The sequence below is a fragment of the Peterkaempfera podocarpi genome (assembly GCF_042466665.1).
Taxonomy (GTDB): Bacteria; Actinomycetota; Actinomycetes; order Streptomycetales; family Streptomycetaceae; genus Peterkaempfera; species Peterkaempfera podocarpi.
Map to the genome: position 1 here is coordinate 483,751 of NZ_CP162102.1, position 20,788 is coordinate 504,538.

16 protein-coding genes and 1 pseudogene are annotated in these 20,788 nt (G+C 72.5%); 8 read left to right on the forward strand and 9 right to left on the reverse strand.

What is annotated here, in order from left to right:
* Window positions 1-46: 46 nt before the first annotated feature.
* Window positions 47-1,198, reverse strand: a complete 1,152-nt coding sequence (locus AB0761_RS02185) for an anhydro-N-acetylmuramic acid kinase (protein WP_377267117.1) — start codon at window positions 1,196-1,198, stop codon at window positions 47-49.
* A gap of 150 nt (window positions 1,199-1,348) precedes the next feature.
* On the opposite strand from AB0761_RS02185, the gene AB0761_RS02190 reads away from it, so the two are divergent.
* The gene (locus tag AB0761_RS02190) at window positions 1,349-1,924 is read left to right on the forward strand and encodes a helix-turn-helix domain-containing protein (protein ID WP_377273912.1); all 576 of its coding nucleotides are present in this window, start codon (window positions 1,349-1,351) and stop codon (window positions 1,922-1,924) included.
* Here AB0761_RS02190 and AB0761_RS02195 read toward each other — a convergent pair.
* The 6 genes from AB0761_RS02195 to AB0761_RS02220 form a co-directional block, all read right to left on the reverse strand.
* Entirely contained in the window at window positions 1,895-2,872 is a 978-nt protein-coding gene (locus AB0761_RS02195; RefSeq protein ID WP_377267118.1) for an N-acetylglucosamine kinase, read from the reverse strand. The two genes, AB0761_RS02190 and AB0761_RS02195, sit on opposite strands and share 30 nt — an antisense overlap.
* Window positions 2,873-3,100: 228 nt before the next feature.
* Window positions 3,101-4,114 (reverse strand): ABC transporter ATP-binding protein, encoded by a 1,014-nt coding sequence (locus AB0761_RS02200; protein ID WP_377267119.1) that lies wholly within the window; start codon window positions 4,112-4,114, stop codon window positions 3,101-3,103.
* Window positions 4,111-5,145 carry an ABC transporter ATP-binding protein gene (locus tag AB0761_RS02205; RefSeq protein WP_377267120.1) on the reverse strand — a complete coding sequence of 345 codons (1,035 nt, stop codon included), beginning with the start codon at window positions 5,143-5,145 and terminating at the stop codon, window positions 4,111-4,113. Before AB0761_RS02205 ends, AB0761_RS02200 begins: the two co-directional genes overlap by 4 nt.
* Complete coding sequence (locus AB0761_RS02210) at window positions 5,142-6,053, reverse strand: ABC transporter permease (protein WP_377267121.1); 912 nt, start codon at window positions 6,051-6,053, stop codon at window positions 5,142-5,144. The genes AB0761_RS02205 and AB0761_RS02210 overlap by 4 nt, the downstream gene beginning before the upstream one ends.
* Window positions 6,054-6,056: 3 nt before the next feature.
* Entirely contained in the window at window positions 6,057-7,049 is a 993-nt protein-coding gene (locus tag AB0761_RS02215; RefSeq protein WP_377267122.1) for an ABC transporter permease, read from the reverse strand.
* An 88-nt stretch (window positions 7,050-7,137) separates the two neighbouring features.
* Window positions 7,138-8,943 (reverse strand): ABC transporter substrate-binding protein, encoded by a 1,806-nt coding sequence (locus AB0761_RS02220; protein WP_377267123.1) that lies wholly within the window; start codon window positions 8,941-8,943, stop codon window positions 7,138-7,140.
* Between the two features lie 274 nt (window positions 8,944-9,217).
* Between AB0761_RS02220 and AB0761_RS02225 the strand changes: the two genes are divergently transcribed.
* Window positions 9,218-10,132, forward strand: a complete 915-nt coding sequence (locus AB0761_RS02225) for an N-acetylmuramic acid 6-phosphate etherase (protein WP_377267124.1) — start codon at window positions 9,218-9,220, stop codon at window positions 10,130-10,132.
* 95 nt (window positions 10,133-10,227) lie between these two features.
* Here the strand turns inward: AB0761_RS02225 and AB0761_RS02230 are convergent, their stop codons facing one another.
* Both AB0761_RS02230 and AB0761_RS02235 read right to left on the reverse strand, forming a co-directional pair.
* Complete coding sequence (locus AB0761_RS02230; RefSeq protein ID WP_377267125.1) at window positions 10,228-11,094, reverse strand: MurR/RpiR family transcriptional regulator; 867 nt, start codon at window positions 11,092-11,094, stop codon at window positions 10,228-10,230.
* Between the two features lie 37 nt (window positions 11,095-11,131).
* A complete protein-coding gene (locus AB0761_RS02235; protein WP_377267126.1) occupies window positions 11,132-12,196 on the reverse strand; it encodes a serine hydrolase domain-containing protein in 1,065 nt (354 codons plus the stop codon).
* A gap of 74 nt (window positions 12,197-12,270) precedes the next feature.
* Here AB0761_RS02235 and AB0761_RS02240 point away from each other — a divergent pair, with 74 nt between their 5' ends.
* The 6 genes and pseudogenes from AB0761_RS02240 (at window position 12,271) to AB0761_RS02265 (ending at window position 20,749) form a co-directional block, all read left to right on the forward strand.
* Complete coding sequence (locus AB0761_RS02240; protein ID WP_377267127.1) at window positions 12,271-13,191, forward strand: GNAT family N-acetyltransferase; 921 nt, start codon at window positions 12,271-12,273, stop codon at window positions 13,189-13,191.
* Between the two features lie 3 nt (window positions 13,192-13,194).
* Window positions 13,195-14,352: an exo-beta-N-acetylmuramidase NamZ domain-containing protein gene (locus tag AB0761_RS02245; protein WP_377267128.1), complete on the forward strand. Its 1,158-nt coding sequence runs from the start codon at window positions 13,195-13,197 to the stop codon at window positions 14,350-14,352.
* Between the two features lie 60 nt (window positions 14,353-14,412).
* Window positions 14,413-15,942 (forward strand): glycoside hydrolase family 3 protein, encoded by a 1,530-nt coding sequence (locus AB0761_RS02250; RefSeq protein ID WP_377267129.1) that lies wholly within the window; start codon window positions 14,413-14,415, stop codon window positions 15,940-15,942.
* 659 nt (window positions 15,943-16,601) lie between these two features.
* On the forward strand, window positions 16,602-17,906 hold the full coding sequence (locus AB0761_RS02255) for a diaminopimelate decarboxylase (protein WP_377267130.1): 1,305 nt from the start codon (window positions 16,602-16,604) through the stop codon (window positions 17,904-17,906).
* A gap of 215 nt (window positions 17,907-18,121) precedes the next feature.
* Window positions 18,122-19,351: pseudogene (locus tag AB0761_RS02260) on the forward strand (glycoside hydrolase family 10 protein); the annotation flags it as partial.
* A gap of 738 nt (window positions 19,352-20,089) precedes the next feature.
* Window positions 20,090-20,749, forward strand: coding sequence for a GntR family transcriptional regulator (locus AB0761_RS02265; RefSeq protein WP_377267131.1), 660 nt, complete (start codon window positions 20,090-20,092; stop codon window positions 20,747-20,749).
* Window positions 20,750-20,788 lie beyond the last annotated feature (39 nt).

Consider the following 20,788-nt stretch of genomic DNA (forward strand, 5'->3'; position numbering starts at 1 on the left):
CATGCCGATGCCAACCGGCGCACCGGTCCGCCGATCTGAGGCTCCGTCAGGAGGAGAAGGCGATCGCGGTGGGGAGGGTGGCCAGGGGTGCCGGGAGCCGCAGCGGGCCCGCGCCCGGAGTGAGGGAACCCAGGACACGGGACCCCCGCGCCCCGGTGCAGGAGGGCAGCGTCGCCGGGAGCCCGTGGAAGGTGTGCCAGCCCAGGACGGCGAAGGCGATGGCCTCCTTGGCGTCCGCGGGCAGGCCCAGCTCCTCGGAGCGCAGCAGCCGGACCTTCGGGAGCAGTTCGCGGAGCATCCCGGTCAGCACCGGGTTGCGTACGCCGCCCCCGGACGCCACCAGGGTGGTGACGCCGTGGCGCTCGACCTCCGCCGCGACCGTACGGGCCGTGAGGGCGGTGAGGGTGGCCACCAGGTCCGGCAGGGACAGCCCGGGGTGGCGGGTGTGCACGTCGTCGAGCAGGCCGGGGTGGAAGAGCTCCTTGCCGGTGGTCTTGGGCGGCGGCAGCCGGTAGTAGGGCTCGTCGAGGAGTTCGTCGAGCAGACCCTGCCGGATGCGGCCCTCGGCGGCGATCCGCCCGCCGTCGTCGTAGGGGGCTCCGGTGGCGGCCAGGACGGCCGCGTCGATCAGTGCGTTCGCCGGGCCGGTGTCATAGGCCAGCGGCGGGTCGCCGGCCACCGTGATGTTGGCGATGCCGCCGAGGTTCAACGCGGCCGCCCGGCCGGGCAGCCCGGCCAGCAGCAGCACATCGAGGTGGGCGACGAGCGGCGCGCCCTGGCCGCCCGCCGCGACGTCGCGGGCCCGCAGGTCGGCGACGACGGGGACGCCCAGCTGTTCGGCGATCCAGGCGGGCTGTCCGACCTGGAGGGTGCCGAGGACGTCGCGGCCGTCGACCCAGTGGTAGAGCGTCTGGCCGTGGGAGCAGACCAGGTCGACCGGTCCGTGCTCCGCCACGGCCCGCTGCGCCGCCTCGGCGAACGCCCGGCCGATACCGGTGTCCAGCCGGCAGACGGCGTCCAGCCCGACCCGGCCCGGCGGCAGTGCCTCGACCAGCTCCCGGCGCAGCTCGGCCGGATAGGGCGTCGCACCGGTGCCCAGCACCCGGCAGTCCAGCCGGTCGCCGTGCTGGCGGATGTCGACGAGTGCGGTGTCGATCGCATCGTGCGAGGTACCGGAGATCATGCCGAGGACGCGCACGACGGGGGCTCCAGAGGATGCGGCCGAATGGTCTTCCCATCGTGATGCACGTTGGAATCTTCCGTCAACCCGGCTGATGGGTGTAGGAATTTGACTATCACTTCGCGGGTAACCATCGGGCGTCACCGATCGGAGGTCCTTGTGCGAGAGATGCCAGTGGTGGACAGGACGGAGAGCCGCAGCGCCTCCGAGCTTCTCGGCGCCGCGGTACGGCAGCGGCGGCGCAGCCTCGGACTGACCCTGGAGTCGGTGGGGCGGCGCACCAGGCTCTCCAAGAGCTTTCTCAGCCAGCTGGAGTCGGGGCGCACCAATCCGACCCTGGACACGGTGAGCCGGATAGCGCTCGCCCTCGACAGCACCCCCGCCGTACTCCTCGGCGCCCAGCCGTGCGGTCCCGCACGGCCGCACGGCTCCCCCGCCACCACCCGCCGTCCCGCGAGACCCGTCAGACCGCTGCCGATCGGCGCCGGCCGCTCCTATCCGCTCACCGGCCCCGAGGCGCACCGCTACGAGGTGGTGCTGTGCGACGGCACACCCGCCCATCACGAGCAGCCGGTCTCCCATCCCGGCGAGGAGTTCTGCTACGTCGTCAGCGGGCTGCTGCGGGTGGAGGTGGGCGGTCGGGCCAGTCTTCTGCACCCCGGTGAGTCACTGCACTTCGCCAGTGAGATCCCGCACCGGTTCCGGGCACAGACCTCATCGACCCGCTTCCTGCTGGCCCTCTGACAGTCTGCGGTGCGCCGCGTCGCCTGCACCGCGCCCCCGCGCGGCCAGCGCCGCGGCCCCGGCCGCACCGTCCAGCGCTCTCAGCGGCCGGTGGACGCCCAGCTCGGCGAGTCCGGCGCGGACCCCCTCGGCCAGCAGGGTCGGCCGGGTGAGCAGCGAGCCCGCCAGGACGAACGGGGTCCCGTCGTCCAGCGGGCCCAGGGCCTTCGCCGAGCGCAGCAGCCCCGCGACCGCCTCCGCCGTGATCCGCCGGGCCACCGGGTCGCCGGCCCGGGCGGCGGCGTCGACCACGGGTGCGAGGATCGCCAGCCGGGCCGGTTCGGCCCCGTAGACGGCGCCGACCAGACGCTGGGCGAGGCCCTCGGGTGCATCGCCGTCGCACCGCAGCGCGGCCGAGACACCGTCCACCAGCGCGGTGGGCTCCTCGCGGCCGTCCAGGGCCGCCAGGGCCGCTCTGACGGCCTCCCGGCCGATCCAGACACCCGAGCCCTCGTCGCCGACCAGCCAGCCGTAGCCGTCGCAGCGACGGGACACCTGGCGGTCCCGCAGCAGTGCGGCGACGGCGCCGGTCCCCGAGAGCAGCAGGGCCCCGTCGGGCAGCGGGGTGGCGGCGGCGAAGGCGACGGCGAGGTCGGGCACCACCACCGGGCGGCCAGGCAGCCCTGCCTGCTCCCAGGCCAGGCCCGCCAGCTGCTCGGCGAGCGCCCGCCCGGCGGCGCCGGATCCGGCGAGGCCGAAGACGCCCCCGGCCACCCGCTGCGGGTCCACGCCCGCCAGGGCGTCCCTGAGCGCACCGGCCAGTGCCTCCGCCGGGTTCCGTGCGGAGCGCGGGTTCGCCCCCTCGCCCCGGCTGCGGGCGAGGATCTCCCCGTCCAGCGACACCACGACGGCCCGGGTGCTGGTACCCCCGGCGTCCACCCCCAGCACCAGTTCGGGCGAGCGGCTCAACGGAACTGCCTTTCTCTCAGCGGTGGCTGCGTGCCCGGCGCACCGGAAGCTTCGCATGGACACCGTCGCACGCCGGGAGTCCCCGTGGGTGGCGGCCGGGCGGCCGCCGGGCACGGCGATCAGGTCGGCACCGCCCGGGTACGGACCGTACACGGACCTGGCCGGCGCCCCTGCGGTACGGGGCGGTCCGCGGCCGGCCCGGCGACCGGCCGCGGCCCGCCCCGCTGCTCAGTGCTGTCCGGCCGTCTCGACCGCGACCACCCGCCGCGGCACCGGATGGAAGCAGGCGTGCTCCTGCTCGACCCCGCTGGTGCGGTCGAGCACCGGGTGCGCCCCGGTGCAGCGCTCGTCGGCGAACGGGCAGCGGGGGGCGAACAGGCACCCGGGGGTCTCGGTGCGCTCGTCCAGCGCACCGAGCGGCACCAGGCGGTCGGGGCCGGGCTCCTCCAGTCCGCGCATCACGGGCACCGCCGACAGCAGGCACTGGGTGTACGGGTGCACCGGCGACTGGATGACGGTGTCGGTGGCTCCGCGCTCGATCACCTCGCCCCGGTAGATGACGTGCAGCTCGCCGCCGTCGCCCACATAGCGCGCGGTGGCGACGTCATGGGTGATGAACAGCAGGGAGATGCCCAGCCGGGTGCGCAGGTCGCGGAGCAGGCCGAGGATGCCCAGGCGCATCGAGACGTCGATCATCGACACGGCCTCGTCCGCGATCAGCACCTCGGGGTCCACCGTCAGGGCGCGGGCGATCACCACCCGCTGGCGCTGGCCGCCGGAGAGCTGGTGCGGGTACTTGGGCAGCACACCGTCCGGCTCCAGGCCGACCAGTTCCAGCAGTTCCGCTGCGCGGTCGAGCACCGAGCCCGTGCGGTCCCCGGTCTCCTTGGCCCGCATCCGCAGCGGGTCGCCGAGGATCTGGTCGATCGTCCTGGTCGGGTTGAGCGCCGAGTAGGGATCCTGGTGGATCATCTGGATCCGGCGGAAGTACTGCGCCCTGCGGCGCTCGGGGACCTTCGACAGCTCGACGCCGTCGATGACCAGCTCACCGCCGTCGAAGGTCTCCAGACCGGTGAGGATCTTGCCCAGGGTGGTCTTGCCGCAGCCGGACTCGCCGATGAAGGAGACCGCGCCGCCCTTCGGCAGGGTGAAGTCGACCCCGCGCAGCGCCTGCACGACCCGCTCCCCGGTGAACGCCCCGCGGGTGCGGTAGGTGCGGGTGATGTTCCTGGCCTCGATCACGCGCCCTCTCCTGTCGCTGCTGTGGTGGTCGGTTCTGCGTGGCAGGCCCGGCGCCGGTCGGGGGCCCAGGTCAGCAGCTGCGGCTCCGTCTCGGCGCAGACGTCCATGGCCAGCGGGCAGCGCTCGCGGAAGACGCAGCCGACCCGGGGCACGGTGGTGAGGTCCGGCGGCCTGCCGGGCAGTGCACGGGCGGTTTCGGTGTCGCCGGTGATCCGGGCGGTCGCACCGATCAGGGCCCTGGTGTAGGGGTGGGCGGGGCGCTGGAGGACGTCCATGGCGGGGCCGTCCTCGACGATCCGGCCGCCGTACATCACGGCGAGGCGGTCGGCGATCTCCGAGACGACACCCATGTCATGGGTGACGACGAGGGTGGTGAGGCCCTCCTGGCGGTGCACCTTGCGGACGATGTCCAGCACCGCCGCCTGGGAGAGCATGTCCAGCGCGGTGGTGGGCTCGTCCAGGATCAGCACCCGGGCGTTGAGCACCAGCGCCAGCACGATGCCGACGCGCTGGCGCATACCGCCGGAGAGCTCGTGCTGGTAGGAGTCCAGGACGCGGGCACCGTCCATGCCCATCTCGTCGGCGAGCTCCTTGGCCCGGCGGACCAGCCCGCGCATGTCCTGGACGTCGTGTGCACGCCCGAGGTCCATGAGCTGCTTGCCCACGGTCTTCAGCGGGTTGAGCGAGTTCTGCGAGGCCTGGAAGACATAGCCGAGCGCACGGCCCCTGACCCGGCGCAGTGCCCGGCCCTCCAGCTTGGTGACATCGCCGACCCCGTTGACCTGGATCGAGCCGCTGCTGATCCGGCCGGGGGTGGGGATGGCGTTCATCAGGGAGAGCGCCAGGGTCGACTTGCCCGACCCGGACTCCCCCACCAGGCCGGTGATGGTCCCGGAGGGCAGGTCTATGCCGGCGTTGGAGACGGCGGGGAGTTCACCCTGGTCGGTGCGGTAGAGGACGGTGAGGTCCCGGACGCTGACCTCGGCGGCCGCCTCGGCACGCTCTGCCGTGAGCTGCACGGTGTCCGTCATGACCGCTCCCGGAGCCGCGGGTTGAAGAGTTCGTCGATGGCGTCGAGGAAGAGCACGACGCCGAGGGTGAGCAGCAGGATGCACACCAGAGGGGCGAGCAGATAGCCCAGGGCCTCCGGGCTGTTCATGGCGCCGCCCGCGAAGACGGCCTGGTTGAGCATCACACCCCAGTTGCTGCTGGAGAAGGGCACCACACCGAGGAAGAAGAGGCCGACCTCGGCGCCGATGAAGCCGATCACCGAGAGCAGCAGCTGCATCGCCACATAGGGCGCGATGTTGGGCAGCAGCTCCTTGACGATGACGTGCCTGGTGGGCAGGCCCAGGCCCCGTGCGGCCTCCAGGAAGCCGCGCTCGCGCAGCGAGAGCGTCTGGGAGCGCACCGCGCGGGCGACCCCGCCCCAGCCGGTGAGCCCCAGGACCAGGCTCATCTCCAGCGGGTTGGCGAAGCTCCAGATGGTCGACAGCACGATCAGCAGCGGGAATGCCGGGATGGTGAGGATGAAGTCGGTGGCCCGCATCAGGACCGAGTCGGCCAGGCCCCGGTGGTAGCCGGCCACCAGGCCGACCCCGGTGCCGATGACGGCGGTGAACAGGGCCGACAGGGAGGCGGTCAGCAGCACATAGCGGGCGCCGACGATGACCTCCTGGAAGACGTCGGAGCCGGCGAAATCGGTGCCCAGCCAGTGGGCGGCGCTGGGCGCCGCGTAGATGTTCTCGGGGTCGACGGCCAGCTGCCCGGGGTAGATGTACGGGCCGAAGATCCCCATGAGTGCGAAGAACACCAGGATGCCCAGCCCGATGATGCGTCCCGGCTTGCGCAGCACCACCCGGCGGGCGGCGCTCCAGAAGGTCGAGTGGCGGCGGCGGCGTACGGACACGGTGGCGGCGCCGAGGGTGGGAGCGGTCATCTGTCATCGCCTCACACGCGGGTCGATCACCGAGTACAGCAGCTCGGCGAGGATGTTGGCGAGCACGATCGCCACCGTGATCAGCAGGAACGCGCCGCCCATCAGCGGGTAGTCGCGGGCTCCGATGCTCTTGAGCAGCAGGTTGCCGAGGCCCGGGTAGTCGAAGATGTCCTCGATCAGCACGGATCCGCCGAACATGAAGCCCAGCGAGAGTGCCAGCACCGTGAAGAGCGGCAGGATGGCGTTGCGGGCGATGTAGCGCATCCGGGTCAGCGGGGTGATGCCGCGCAGCTCTGAGGCGAGGATGAAGTCGTCGCCGAGCACCGAGACCACGCTGGACTTCATGGCCAGCAGCCAGCCGCCGTAGCTCAGCAGCGCATAGGTGGCGACGGGGAGCACCGCGTGGCTGATCACCGAGCCGATGTAGGGGCCGTTGAAGCCCGGCTCGAGGGTGACGTCGCTGACGTCACCGAACGGCAGGACCTGCAGGAGAGTGTGGAACAGGGAGCCGAGCAGCAGGGCCAGGACGAACGACGGCACGCCGGCGACCAGCGATCCGGAGAGCGAGAGCAGCCCGCCCCAGCGCGAGGAGCGCCGCACGGCCGCCACGACTCCGGCTGCCACTCCGACGGTGAAGCTGACGACCAGTCCGCTCAGCACGGGGAAGAGCGTCCAGGGCAGTGACGCCCGGATGACCTGGAGGACCGGCTCTCCGGTGTAGGAGATCGACACCCCGAGGTTTCCGTGCAGCAGCTGCCAGATGTAGCTGGTGTACTGCTGCATCAGCGGCTCGTGCGAGGTGAAGCCGTAGGTCACGGCCACCTTGGCGCGGGCCACCTCCGGAGCCATGCCATGGGTGACGTACTGCTCGTACTGGACGTCGCCGGGGTTGCCGGGCAGGGCGTGCACGAGGAAGAACGTGAATGTCGCGACGACCCAGACCATGATCAGTCCGGTGCCCAGCCTGACCAGCAGCCTGCGAGTGAATCCCTTCACGTCCTCCCACCTCCTTGCGCTGTTGTCATCTGTTGCTCCTCGGACACGGGCGGTGCGGGGGCGCTCGCCCCCGCACCGCGCGGTGCTGCTACTTGGCCTGGACGTAACCCTGCATCATCCACACGCCGGGCGGGTTGACGAGCAGGGCGTCCTGGCCCTGCTTCGGGAAGTTGGTGAACCGCTTCCCGCTGGTGAACTGGACGTTGGTGTAGTCCCAGATCTGGATCATCGGCAGCTCCTGGTTGGTGGCTGCGGCCAGCTGCTGGACGATCGGCTTCTGGTCGGCGGTGGCCACCGTGCTGAGCTTCGCGGTGAGCGCACCCGGGTCGAGAGCGGTGCCGTTGACGGTGTACGAGGTCGGGGTGTTGACCCAGTTCCCGGAGTCCTTGCCGGAGGCGTGGGTGACCTTGGCGCCGACCGCGGTGTAGCCGTCGGAGCTACCGTAGAGGCGCTGGTAGGCGGCGCTGGGGTCGGGGCCGAGCGCGGTCAGCCACCAGCCGACCGGGTACTTCCCCGCGGCCATTTCCTTCTGGTAGGTGGCGAAGTCGGCGGTGATGGCCGGCTTGGTGGGGATACCGAAGCTGCTGAGCTCGTTGGCGATCACCGTGGAGGCGGCGATCCAGTCGCTGAAGCCGTTCACCGTCTGCAGGGTGATGGTCCAGGGCTTGCCGTCGGGCAGCAGCCAGTGGTCGCCGGACTTCTTGAAGCCGGCACCCTCCAGCAGCGAGGTGGCCTTGGCCAGGTCGTGGGCGTAGGGGTCGAGCGCGCCGAACTGCTCCGGGGTGAGCAGCTGCTTGGCGGCGGACTGGATCAGGCCGGTGGTGGCCGGCGACGCGGTGCCACCGACGGGCTCGCCGACCTTGGTGACGGCCTGGCGGTCGATCACATGGGCGAGTGCCTGGCGGACCGCCTTGTTGTCGTACGGGGCGACGGTCTCGTTGAAGGCGATCGCCGCGTCGACGTAGCTGACCGAGTCGACACGCTGGTAGCCGGCGTGCTGGATCTGGGTGAGCACATTGCTGGGGATGGCCGTGTACGGGGCGGAGTCCAGCTCCCCGTTGGTCATGTAGCCCCAGATCTGCTCGTTGCCGGTGTAGTGGCGGACCACGACCTGCTTGGGGGCGATCTTGGCGGCGTCGTAGAAGTACTTGTTCTTGTCGAGCACGGCCGAGCCGGGGTTGACCCGGGTGAGCACGAAGGGCCCCGCCGAGATGTCGGTCTTGGGGGCGAAGGCCGAGATCTTCTGGCCGGCGGCGTTGATCGCGTCCACGGCCGCCTTGGCCGCGTCGGCCTTGGCCGGGTCCTGGCTCTGGCTGGCCGCGATGGTGTCCCAGATGTCCGCAGGCAGCAGCGACCCGTACACCTTGGTGGGGACGATGATCTGGCCGAGCACCAGGCGGGTGAAGCTGAGGTTGTGCGCGCCGGCGACCTGGTCGATCTCGACGGTGTGCGGGCCGGTCGACTTCACCGCGGCGACGTCCAGGCCCTGGGAGAGCAGCGCGGTACCGCTGGCGGCGTTGCCCTGGGTCAGGGCGATCGCCATGGAGGTCTTGATGTCGTCGACGGTGACCGGGCTGCCGTCCGACCACTTGGCGTTGGGCTGGAGCTCGAGGGTCAGCGCGGTGTCGCTGGTGGTCCAGCTCTTGGCGAGGCCCGGGAAGAAGTCGTTGGGGTCCAGCGCGTTCTTCTTGTTGAAGCCCAGGTGCATGGTGTTGTAGCCGAGGAAGGCGGCACCGGAGGCGTTGAAGGGGTTCATCGGCGCACCCGCGGTGATCGGGTTGTTGGCGTCGATGGTGGTGTACACCGCCCCGCCGGACGCGGCCTTGCTGCCGGAGGAGCATGCCGAGAGGGCGCCCAGGAGCGCCAGTGCGGCGACGGGGGCGGATAGCTGCATGAGCCGGTTCATGGTCCTGAGATCTCCGATCGGCGGGGTTCCCTGGCGTCGGCGGGCGGCAGGGGGTGGCGCAGTGAGCAGACCATAGGAGTCACGTCGAGGCTCAGTCAATAAGCAACGCAAACCGCATCGAGAACGTAACTTGACGCCTCCACAAGACGCTTCGTGGCGCGATCTCCGGGGCGTATGGTTGGAAACCAACGTAAGATCGTCTGTGAAGGTTGCAAAATCACCTATGCGGCCAGCACCATGTCCGCAACGAGAGGACACTGTGATGAGCTTCGTGCCTTCGACCCGCGTCGAGTCACCCACCGAACGGCGCAATCCACGCACCCTCGACATCGACCGGGTCCCCACCGCGGAGCTGCTGCAGCTGCTCAACGACGAGGACCAGTTGCTCCCCGACGCCGTACGCGCGGTGCTCCCCGAGCTGACCCGGGTGGTCGACGAGACCACCGCACGTCTGGCAGCCGGCGGCCGGCTGCACTACTTCGGCGCGGGGACGTCCGGCCGCATCGCGGTGATGGACGCCGCCGAGCTGATCCCCACCTTCTCGTTGCCCCCGGGCGTCGTGGTGGCCCACCACGCCGGTGGCCAGGCGGCCCTGACCCTGCCGGTGGAGGGCACCGAGGACAGCGTCGAACTCGGCGCCCGTGACGCCGCCGCTGTCGGGCCGGGGGATGTCGCCCTCGGCCTCACCGCGAGCGGGCGCACCCCCTTTGTCGAGGGCGCACTGCGCGCGGCCCGCGAAGCGGGCGCCTTCACCGTGCTGCTCAGCGCCAACCCCGACGCCCTGCTGGCCGACCTGGTCGATGTCCACCTCGGGGTGGACACCGGCCCGGAGGCGATCGCGGGCTCCACCCGCCTCAAGGCGGCGACCGCTCAGAAGATGGTGCTCAACAGCATGTCGACGGCGGTGATGGTGTCCCTGGGCCACACCTACTCCAACCTGATGGTCGATGTGGCCGCGGCCAACGGGAAACTGCGCGGGCGTGTGGTGACCATCCTGGTCGAGGCCACCGGGCTGGACGAATCCGTCTGCGTCGACGCCCTCGCGGCCGCCGGAGGCGAGCTCAAGACGGCACTGGTCTGCCTGCTCTCCGACTGCGCACCCACGGCCGCCCGCGCCGCGCTGGAGATCAGCGGCGGGCGGGTACGCACCGCGGTGGAGACGGTACGGAGCACCTGACCGAAGACCTGATCATGCGGCACCGGCCGGAGCGGAGTCCGCTCCGGCCGTTCGTGCATCGCCGCGGGTCCGCCGCGGCGGTGGCCCCGCCCCGGTTACTGCCTGCGTTCGCGCACCGCGGTGTACGTCCGCTCCAGTGCCTTGAGCGTGCGGGTGTGGTTGCGCTGCGCCACCCCGACGAAGAGGCAGTCCACCACGGTCAGCGCGGCGATCCGGCTGGCCATGGCGCCCGAACGGAAGGTGGTCTCACGCACCGCGGTGGTGAGCACGTAGTCGGCCACCTCCGAGATCTGCGACCGCGGGAAGTTGGTGATCGCCACGGTGGTGGCGCCGTTGTCCCGGGCCTCCGCCAGGCTGAGCACCGTGTCGCGGGTGTCACCGGTGTGCGACACACCGATCGCGACGTCCCCCCGCTTGAGCAGCGCCGCCGAGGTGAGCGCGATGTGCGAGTCGGCCCAGGCGTACACGGGCCGGCCGATCCGGTGCAGCTTCTGCTGGAGGTCCAGCGCGATCAGGGCGCTCGCACCGACTCCGTAGAGGTCGATCCGGTCGGCGGAGACGACGGCGTCGATCACCCGCTTGAGCACCGTCAGATCGAGCTGGCCCACGGTGTCCTCCACGGCACGGGCGTCGGCGAAGCCGAGCTTCTTCACCACGTCGGAGAGCGGGTCACGCGGGCCGATGTCGCTGCCGACCCCGGTCCAGCCCGCCGTGTTGTCCTCGTTGCCTGCTGCCGCCGCGAGGCCGATCCGCAGCTCCGGGTAGCCGCGCAGGCCCACCGCCCGGCAGAAGCGCACCACCGTGGTCTCGGAGGTCTCGCAGGTCAGGGCGAGCTCGCTGATGGTCTTGCCCGCCACACCGGCGGGATCCGCCAGCGCGGCGGCGGCGACCCTCCGCTCGGAGGGCGGCAGGTTGGGCATCAGCGCCCGGATCTGCACCAGCAGGGCCTGTGGTGCATCCATGAGGACTCCTACGGTTCCAAAGGACATAGACATCTCATCACAACGTGCCGAGCGCCAGAGCGTCGTGGACCTGTCTGCGCAGCGCGATGATCCCGCTCCGCCCCCGGCCCAGATGCACCGCGTTGGTGAGCAGGACCGCCCACAACCCGGACACCGGGTCCACTGCCACGCTGGTGCCGGTGAAACCCGTGTGCCCCGCCCCGGTCTGCGGCCAGGCCACCGACATGTGGTCCCAGCGGTCGCCCCGAAGGGTCCAGCCCAGGCCCCGTCGGCCGTCCATCCCCTCGGTCTGGCAGCGGACCGCCTCCGCCCGCATCGCGCGCGAGAGTACCAGGCTCTCCTCCGCCAGCCAGCAGGACGTCAGATAGCGCGCCACATCGGCGGCGGTGCTGAAGAGCCCCGCGTGGCCGGCGACCCCGCCGAGCGCCTCCGCGTTCTCGTCGTGCACGACACCGACCTTGGGATCGCCGCCGGGGGGCGCCTCGGTGGCGGCGACCCTCGGGCGCCAGTCGGCAGGCGGGCGGTACCGGGTGGACGTCATCCCGAGCGGGTCCAGGACCAGCTCGGCCACCGCCTGCTCCAGCGGGACGCCCGCGACCGCGGACACGATCTCGCCCAGCAGAATGAAGCCCAGGTCGGAGTAGCAGACCGTGGAGCCGGGCGCGGCGACCAGCGGTTCGGCGAGCACCGCAGCGATACGGTCCCGCGGCCCTCCCGGCAGCCGGTCCAGCTCGCGGTGCGCGGGCAGACCGGAGCTGTGCGCAAGCAGCCGGCGGATCGTCACCTCGTCCTTGCCCTCGCCCCGGAACGCCGGCAGATGCCTGCAGACCGGGTCGTCGAGGGAGAGCGCGCCCTGGTCGGCCAGCCGCAGCACCGCCGGGAGCGTGGCCACCACCTTGGTGAGCGAGGCGAGGTCGAAGACGGTGTCCGGGGCCATCAGCCCCTGGGGGCCGGGTTGCCCGGTGCGACCGCAGGCCAGGATCTGCCGGGGCTCCCCGGCCTCGACCGGCCCGTCGCCGATCCCGGCGACCAGGACCGCTCCGGGCACCGCCTCGTCTGCGACCGCCCGTTGGAGCACCTCGGCGGCTTCGGCCCACCCCATGTGTTGCCCTCCCGTGGTAAGTTTTCGCCGACCTTTGGCTCAATCATGTTACCAAATAACCATGAGGGCGGGCGATGGTGACGACCGACGGGATAAAGCTGCGCAGCGCGCGGCCGGAGGACCTCGTGGAGCTGCGCGAGGCGGCAGTCGGCGCGCTGTGCCACGACGGTGACGCGGCCGAGGTGGTCGATCTGCTCTGGAACGGGCCGTCGACCCGCCCCGAGCTCAGACTGACCGCCGAGGTGCAGGGGAGGGCCGTCGGCGTCGCCCTGGGCTCGCTGAGCGAGGCCTCGGGCGTGGTGCGCGGCCATGTGAACCTGCTTGCGGTCGCCCCCGGACACCAGGGCCGGGGCTACGGCAGGGAACTGCTCCGCACCCTGGAGGAGCGGCTCGGGGCCTGTGGCGCCCAGCAGCTGGTGGTACGCGGCAGCACCCCGGCCTACGCCTGGCCCGGCGTCGACTTCCGCTACACCGCGGCGGTCTGCCTGCTGGAGGCCGAGGGCTACCAACGCACCGATGAGGCCGTCAATATGAAGGTCGACCTGGCCACCGCGCAGCTGGACACCGCCGAGGACGAGCAGCGCCTCGCCGGGCAGGGGCTGACCGTGCGCCGGCTGCTCCCCGAGGACGAGCCGGGGTTCAGCGCCTGGATGCTCGGCTGGGGCGGCACCTGGCAGCAGGAGGCCGCGCTCGCCCTCACCCATGACCCGGTCGGCTGCCACATCGCCGTACGCGGCGAGGGCGACCGGGCCGAGTATGCGGGCTTCGCCTGCCACGGCGTCAACCGCCGCACCTGGTTCGGCCCGATGGGCACCGAGGAGTCGCTGCGCGGCCAGGGTGTCGGCGCGGTACTGCTGCGGCGCTGCCTCGCCGACCAGCGGGCCGCCGGCCTGACCCATGCGGAGATCGGCTGGACCGGCCCGCTGCGCTTCTACGCCCGCGCCGTGGGCGCCTCACTGGACCGGGCATTCTGGCTCTACCGGAAGGACTGCTGACCGATGACCGTCGAGACCGGCCTGGAGCAACTGATCGCCGACGGCGGCCGGCAGCTGGGCGGCGCCCGGGTGGGCCTGCTGACCCATCCCGCCGCGGTGCTGCCGGACCTGAGCCACGGCCTGGACGCACTGCTGGACGCCGGCGCCGGGATCACCGCCGTGTTCGGCTCCGAGCACGGCTTCCGCGGCACCGCCCAGGACGGCGCCTCCGAGCAGGTCACCGTCGACCCGCCCAGCGGACTGCCGGTGTTCGACACCTACGGCACCGACGCCGCGGGCCTCGCCGAGCTGCTCCGGAAGTCCGCCGTGGAGGTGCTGCTGGTCGACCTGCAGCATGTCGGAGCCCGCTTCTACACCTATGAGTCGACACTCCATGACGCCATCGCGGCCGCTGCCGTCGCAGGTGTGGACGTCGTGGTGCTGGACCGGCCCAATCCGGTGGGCGGCGTCCAGGTCCAGGGCCCGGTGCTGGACCCCGCGTTCTCCTCGTTCGTCGGACGGGCCCCGATCCCGCTGCGCCACGGGATGACCATGGGGGAGCTCGGCAGTCTCTTCGCCGAACTGCTGGACGTCCCGGCACCGGGTGTGGTGCCCATGCGCGGGTGGCGTCCGGAGGACCTGTTCACCGCCACGGGTCTGCCCTGGGTACCGCCGTCGCCCAACATGCCCACGCCCGCCGCCGCGATCTGCTACCCCGGCACCTGCCTGTTCGAGGGCACCGGCCTCTCCGTCGGCCGGGGCACCACCACCCCGTTCGAGCTGTGCGGTGCCCCGTGGCTGGACGCCCGGCTGGCCCGTGAGCTGCGGGCCGCGGGGCTGCCCGGCGTCGCCTTCCGGGAGGCCTGGTTCACGCCCACCTTCAACCGCTGGGCGGGAGAGCGGCTCTGCGGGGTCCAGCTGCATCTCACGGACCCGACCGCGTTCGACCCGCTGCTCTCCGCACTGACCGTGCTGTACACCGCCCATCGGCTGTGGCCCGGCCGCCTGGACTTCCAGCCGCGGACGTTCGACCTGCTGGCCGGCACCGACGAGCTGCGCCGGGGGCTGGAGGCGGGCGCGGAGCCCGGGGAGCTGATCCGGTCCTGGAGCCCGGGGCTGGCCGAGTTCGAGGAGCTGCGCCGCCGCCATCTGCGCTACCCCCGGCTCCAGGCGTCCGACTGAGCACACCCCCTGCCGTGCAGTACCCCTCGGCCGCTCCCGCACAGAGGTTGGATGGTGACCATGATCTCCCCACGCCGCTCCCCCGCCGACACAAGGCTGCGTCTTCTCGCGGAGACGGTGCTCCAGCCCGCCTTCGCGGGTACCACCCCTCCCGACTGGCTTCGCCGCCGCCTGGCCGCCGGTCTCGGCGGGGTCGTCCTCTTCGCCCGCAACACCCCTGACGCCGAGACGACGGCCGCGCTCACCGCCGCGCTGCGCGCCGAGAACCCCGAGGTGATCGTGGCCGCCGACGAGGAGGGCGGCCAGGTGACCCGACTGGAGTCGGCCACCGGCAGCTCCTGGCCCGGCAACGCCGCCCTCGGGCATGTGGACGACCCGGAGCTGACCGAGCAGGTCGCAGCGGAACTCGGCAGGTTCCTCGCCGAGGCCGGTATCGACCTCGACTACGCCCCCACGGCCGACGTCAACAGCGACCCCGCCAACCCGGTGATCGGTGTGCGCTCCTTCGGCGCGGACGCGGACGCCGTGGCCCGGCACACCGCCGCCTTTGTCCGCGGTATGCAGGGAGCGGGCGTCGCCGCCTGCGCCAAGCACTTCCCCGGACACGGTGACACCGGCCTGGACTCGCACCACGACCTGCCGCTGCTCGACCTGGACCTGGAGACGCTGCACCGCCGGGAACTGCTGCCCTTCCGGGCCGCGATCCAGGCGGGGGTGCGTTCGGTGATGGCCGGCCATCTGCTCGTCCCGTGCCTGGACCGCGACAACCCGGCGTCGCTCAGCCGCCCCGCGCTCACCGAACTGCTGCGTGAGGAGCTGGGGTTCCAGGGTCTGATCGTGACCGACGCCCTGGAGATGAAGGCGGTGCACCGCGGAGCCGACATCCCCGAGCTGGCCGTACGGGCCGTCGCCGCCGGCGCCGACGCGGTCTGTGTGGGTATGCAGCGCACCGACGAGGAGTCGTTGCTGGCCCTGCGCGACGCACTGGTCACCGCGGTGCACGACGGCACCCTCGACGAGGAGCGCCTGGCCGACGCCGCCGAGCGGGTGCACCGGCTGGCGGCCTGGCGGCAGGAGGCACGCCGCTCGGTGGGCACCGGTGTGCCCCGTACCGCCGCCGGGCGCGCACCGCTGGGCCGGCTGGTGGCGCGGCGGGCACTGGAGGTGCACCGTCGTCCCGGCGCCGCACTGCCGCTGGGCGAGGCACCCGTCGTGGTGACGCTCGCCGCACCGGCGCACGCCGCTCTGGACGGGCCCACGGCCTGGGGTGCGGCAGGGCCCCTCGCCGAGCTGCGCCCCGGGACCACCGGTCTCGGTCTGACTGAGAATCAGGTCTCGTCCGAGGCGCTGGACCGGGCCGCGGCCGAGACGTCCAGGCCGCTGGTGGTCGTGGTGCGTGACGCGGCCCGGCTGGCGTGGGTGGGTCGGGCGCTGCACGGACTGCTGGAGCGCCGCCCGGACGCGATGGTGGTGGAGCTGGGCTGGCCGGGCACCGACCGCCCGGGGGCGGTGCACCTGGCCACCCGCAGTCCCTCCCCCGTGGCCGCCCGGGCGGCGGCCGAGCTGCTCTGCGGCTCTCTGCCGGACTGAAAACCGGTCCGGGGAACGCCGACCGGCCGCACCGTCCACCGGCGGTCCGGCGGCGGACGGGTCGCTGTCGACCGCGGCAGTGGCCGCCGGGCCGAAGTCCCGGTCGATGGCGACGGCCTGTCCGAGCGCTGCGGGCGGCGAACGCCGGAGCCGCCGGTCTGCCCGGTGGCACCGCTCCGCGGCGTCGGCCCGGTGCCCGCGGGCGAGCAGGGCGGTCCGGGTGCGAGAGCCGGCCGTGGTGAGGCCCGGTGGCGCCCGGGTGCCCTCACCACGGCCGGCTCTCGCACCCGGGCCGCCGTCGGCCGCGCGGAGACATGGCCCCGCCTGGCCGGCAGGCACGCGGACGGCCTTGGCGGCCGGCTGGGCGGCGGCCACCGCCCGGCGCCGCAGGCGGGGGCGAGGACCACGGGGACCGCGGCAACGGCCAGGCCGCGTTGCGCGGCAAGCCGGATCCGGCAGTGGCGGACCAGCGGACGACGGTGTCGCTCTGACGTCGCATCAAGGTGCCTGCCTGCCGGTTGCTCGCCGATGAACTCCACACTGCCGGAGTGCACTGACAGCAGCTCATGCTGCTGGTAAGTTTCTGCCGTCTGACGATGTGTATGAGTGGCTAATTTTCCAATGCTGGAGCCTTCCATGCCGCACACCGAGCACTCCGGATGAGTCCCACCCGAGCGCACCGCCGCGACCTGGCCGTGCACGCCGCCGCGAAAGAGGGGCTGCTCGACCCCGACGAGACACCCCTCGCCGCCTTTGTGGACCTCACCGGCGTCCGTGAATCCGCCCGCGCCCTGCTGGCCGCCTGGCCGGCCGGCCTGCATGTGCGGCACGCCTTCGCCGCCAAGGCCAACAACCTGGTACCGGTGCTGCGGCTGCTCCGCGAGGAGGGCCTCGACTGCGAGGTCGCCAGCCCCGGCGAGCTGGCCCAGGCCCTGGCCGCCGGCTTCGAGCCCACCGGCATCGTCCTCGACTCCCCTGTGAAGACCCGCAAGGAGCTGGCAGCCGCGCTCGCCCTCGGAGTCGCCGTCAATATCGACAACTTCGAGGAACTGACCCGCGTCGACGAGCTGCAGGCCGCCCGCCCCAGCACCTCCCGGCTGGGTGTCCGCCTCAACCCGCAGGTGGGCACCGGCGCCATCGAGGCCATGTCCACGGCCGGCCTGACCAGCAAGTTCGGTGTCCCGCTGGCCGATCCGGGCAACCGCGCCAGGCTGCTCGAGGCCTTTGCGTTCCGTCCATGGCTGCGCTGGGTGCACGTCCATGTCGGCTCCCAGGGCTGCCCGCTGGAGCTCATGGCCTCCGGGGTGGCGGCCGCGGTCGCCTTCGCGGACGAGGTCAACCGCAACCGCCCCGGACAGATCGAGGGCATCGACGTCGGCGGCGGCCTGCCCGTCGACTTCACGGGGGACGGTGACGGCCTCACCTTCGCCGACCATGTCGCCGCCCTGCGCGCCGCGGCGCCGTCCCTGTTCGACGGGCGGTACCGCATCATCACCGAGTTCGGCCGCTCGCTCCTGGCCAAGAACGGCTTTCTCGCCTCGCGGGTGGAGTACACCAAGTCGGCCGGCGGCCGCGCCATCGCCCTCACCCACGCCGGCGCACAGGTGGCGACCCGCAGCGTCTTCGCCCCCGAGGCCTGGCCGCTGCGGATCCTCGCCTACGACCGCGACGGACGCCCCAGCGACGCCGCGCCCGTGCTGCAGGACATCGCGGGGCCGTGCTGCTTCGCCGGCGACCTGCTGGCACGCGGCCGCGAACTCCCACGGCTCACGGCGGGCGACCTGGTGGTGGTCCCCGACACCGGCGCGTACTACTTCACCACCCACTTCGCCTACAACAGCCTGCCCGCCCCGCCGGTGTACGGCTTCCAGCCCGGCGACGACGGCACCGTGTCCTTCACCCTGCTGCGCCCGGCCGAGGAGCTTCCGGAGTCCTCGCCCGGCACCGTGCCCACGGTCCGCTGACGCCCCGCGCAGCCCCGTACAGCCCCGTCCAGCCCCGCCCGAGGTCCGCCGGCGCCCCCGTCCGGCGACCGTCCCGGCGGTATCCACCTCCCCACCCCTCCGACCCGAGGAGTCCTGTGCCCTCCACACCTGATCCCGAGACCGCACAGCCGCGCCCGTCCCGCCGCGTACTGCTGCAAGCCGCCGGAATCGCCGCCGGGACCGTGGCGGCCGGCCTGCCCACCGTGGCCGCCCAGGCCGCCACCCCGCCCGCCACGGCCACGGCCACGGCCACCCAGAGCGGGCAGACCCCGGCATCGACGACCGCAGGCACGGACGCAGCCACGGCCGACCGCGGACTGCGCGGGGAGTGGATCGCCACCGTCGCCAACATCGACTGGCCCTCGAAGACCGGGCTGAGCCCGGACGAGCAGCAGACGGAGTTCACCGGCCTGCTCGACCGGGCCGTGGCGCTGGGACTGAACGCGGTCTTCGTCCAGGTCCGGCCCGCCGCCGACGCCTTCTGGCCGTCCCGGTTCGAGCCGTGGTCGCAGTATCTGACGGGCACCCAGGGACAGGACCCGGGTTACGACCCGCTGGGCTTCATGGTCGAGGCGGCCCACGCCCGCGGTCTGGCCCTGCACGCCTGGTTCAACCCGTACCGGGTGTCGCTGCAGTCCGACCCGTCAAAGCTGGCCCCCACCCACCCGGCGAGGCTGCACCCGGAGTGGATCGTCGGCTACGCGGGCCAGCTCTACTACAACCCCGGGATCCCGGCGGCGCGCGCCTTCGTCGAGGACGCCATCCTGGACGCGGTGGAGCGGTACGAGATCGACGGCGTCCACTTCGACGACTACTTCTACCCCTACCCGTCCGGGACCGCGCCCTTCCCCGACGACGAGGCGTTCGCCGCCTACGGCGCGGGCTTCACCGACCGGGCCGCCTGGCGCCGCAACAACGTCGACCTGCTGGTGCGCGAGATCCGGGACCGGGTCCGCGCGGTCCGGCCCGAGGCGGCGTTCGGCATCAGCCCGTTCGGCATCTGGCGCAACGCCTCCAGCGACCCCAGGGGCTCGGCCACCAACGGCACCCAGTCCTACGACGCCCTGAACGCCGACACCCTGGGCTGGATCCAGAAGGGCTGGCTGGACTACATAGCCCCGCAGCTCTACTGGAACATCGGGCTCGCAGTCGCCGACTACGCCGTGCTCGCCCCCTGGTGGGCCCAGGCCGTGCGGGGCACGGACGTCCAGCTGTGGATCGGCCAGGCCGTCTACAAGGCCGGCGACCCGGCGCAGCCCGCCGCCTGGCAGGACCCGGCCGAGCTGTCCCGGCACCTCACCATGGACGAGGGTCTGCCGGAGATCAGCGGCGAGATCCTCTACAGCTCCGCCGATGTGATCGCCGACCGGGTCGCCGGGGTCAGCACCATGGCCGCCGAGCACTGGCAGCGCCCCGCCCTGCCGCAGGTGCTCCCCCGGCTCGCACACGGGCCGGCGCCGCTGCCGCCGCGGGGGTCGGCGGTCCGCACCGCCGACGGCGGGGTGCGGCTGGAGATGCGCTCCCGCGGCGACCGGGTGCCGGCGCTCTACGCGGTGCGACTGCACTCCGGACCGCACAGCGCAGGGGAGCTGCTGGCGGTGGTCCCCGGGGCCCGGGTGGCCGACTGGACCGGGCCTGCCGCGCCCCATGGCTCCGAGTACCGGGTGACAGCGGTGGACCGCGCCAACCGGGAGAGCTGCCCCGTCACCCTCCACCCGCACGGTCGCTGACCGACCCGTACCCGCCGCGGCGGCGGCAGGACCGCACCGGGGATCCGCGCATCGCGGGTCCCCGGTGTGCTTTGCTGCCGCCGCACCGCCCGGCAGCCCACCGGTACCGGGTGACAAGCCGACGCCCGCCCGATACCGCCCGCGACCCCGGGGTCGCGGCGCGCTCCCAGGTCACGGCGGCCCCTGGACCGCGTCGGGCTTCCAGGTCGCACCGGCCGCCGGCAGCGGCCGAGCCGGACCGGCCAGGGTGTCACGCCCCGTGTCTGATATATGACAGCCGGCGGTCCGTTCGCCAAATGCGGCGGCACCGGTGAGGCCCCGTCGAATCTGCGCTGGTCCGCTCCCTTGACCGCCGACCCCCGGGCCCCTAGCGTCTGCTGAAGATCGTATATGAGATCCGATGCAGCACAGCTCGCCCCGGGGAGCAGAGACATGTCCCACGCCCTCGCACGACGCGGCCGGCCCCATCCGGGTGCGCTGCCCTCCCGCACGGAGGCAGTGCTCGAAGCCATCAAACACGCCATTCTGACCGGCGAACTGACTCCAGGTCAGGCCCTGGTCGAGGCCGATCTCGCGGAGCAGCTCGGGGTGTCCAAGACCCCCGTGCGCGAGGCACTGAAGACCCTGGCCGGCTCCGGCCTCGTGGTGATGAGCCCCTACAAGGGCGCCGCGGTGCGCGAGGTCGACCAGACCCATGCGCGCAGCGTGTACGACATGCGGCTGCTGCTGGAGCCGGTCGCCGCGGCCCGCAGCGCCACCCATGTCCGTACCTGGGACGACGCACAGGCGGCGCTGGACCAGGCCGACCAGGCGGCGGACGCGGCCGAACGCTCGCTCGCCAACCGGGCCTTCCACCGCTGCCTGTACTCCGGCTGCGCCAACCCGCTGCTGGTGAAGACGCTGGACGACCTGCGCGACCAGACGGCGCTGCTGTCCAGCGCGGCCTGGGCCCGGCAGCCCTCATGGGAGCAGGAGGCCCGCGAGCACCGCGAGATCCTGCGCGCCGCCGAGGCCGGGGACGCCGAACTGGTCACCGCCCTGATGCGCAGTCACATCAGCTCCTTTGTGGCGCGGAACTTCCCCGAGAACTGACCCCGACCGCGAACGGAGCAGGCCCCCCATGACCTCGGA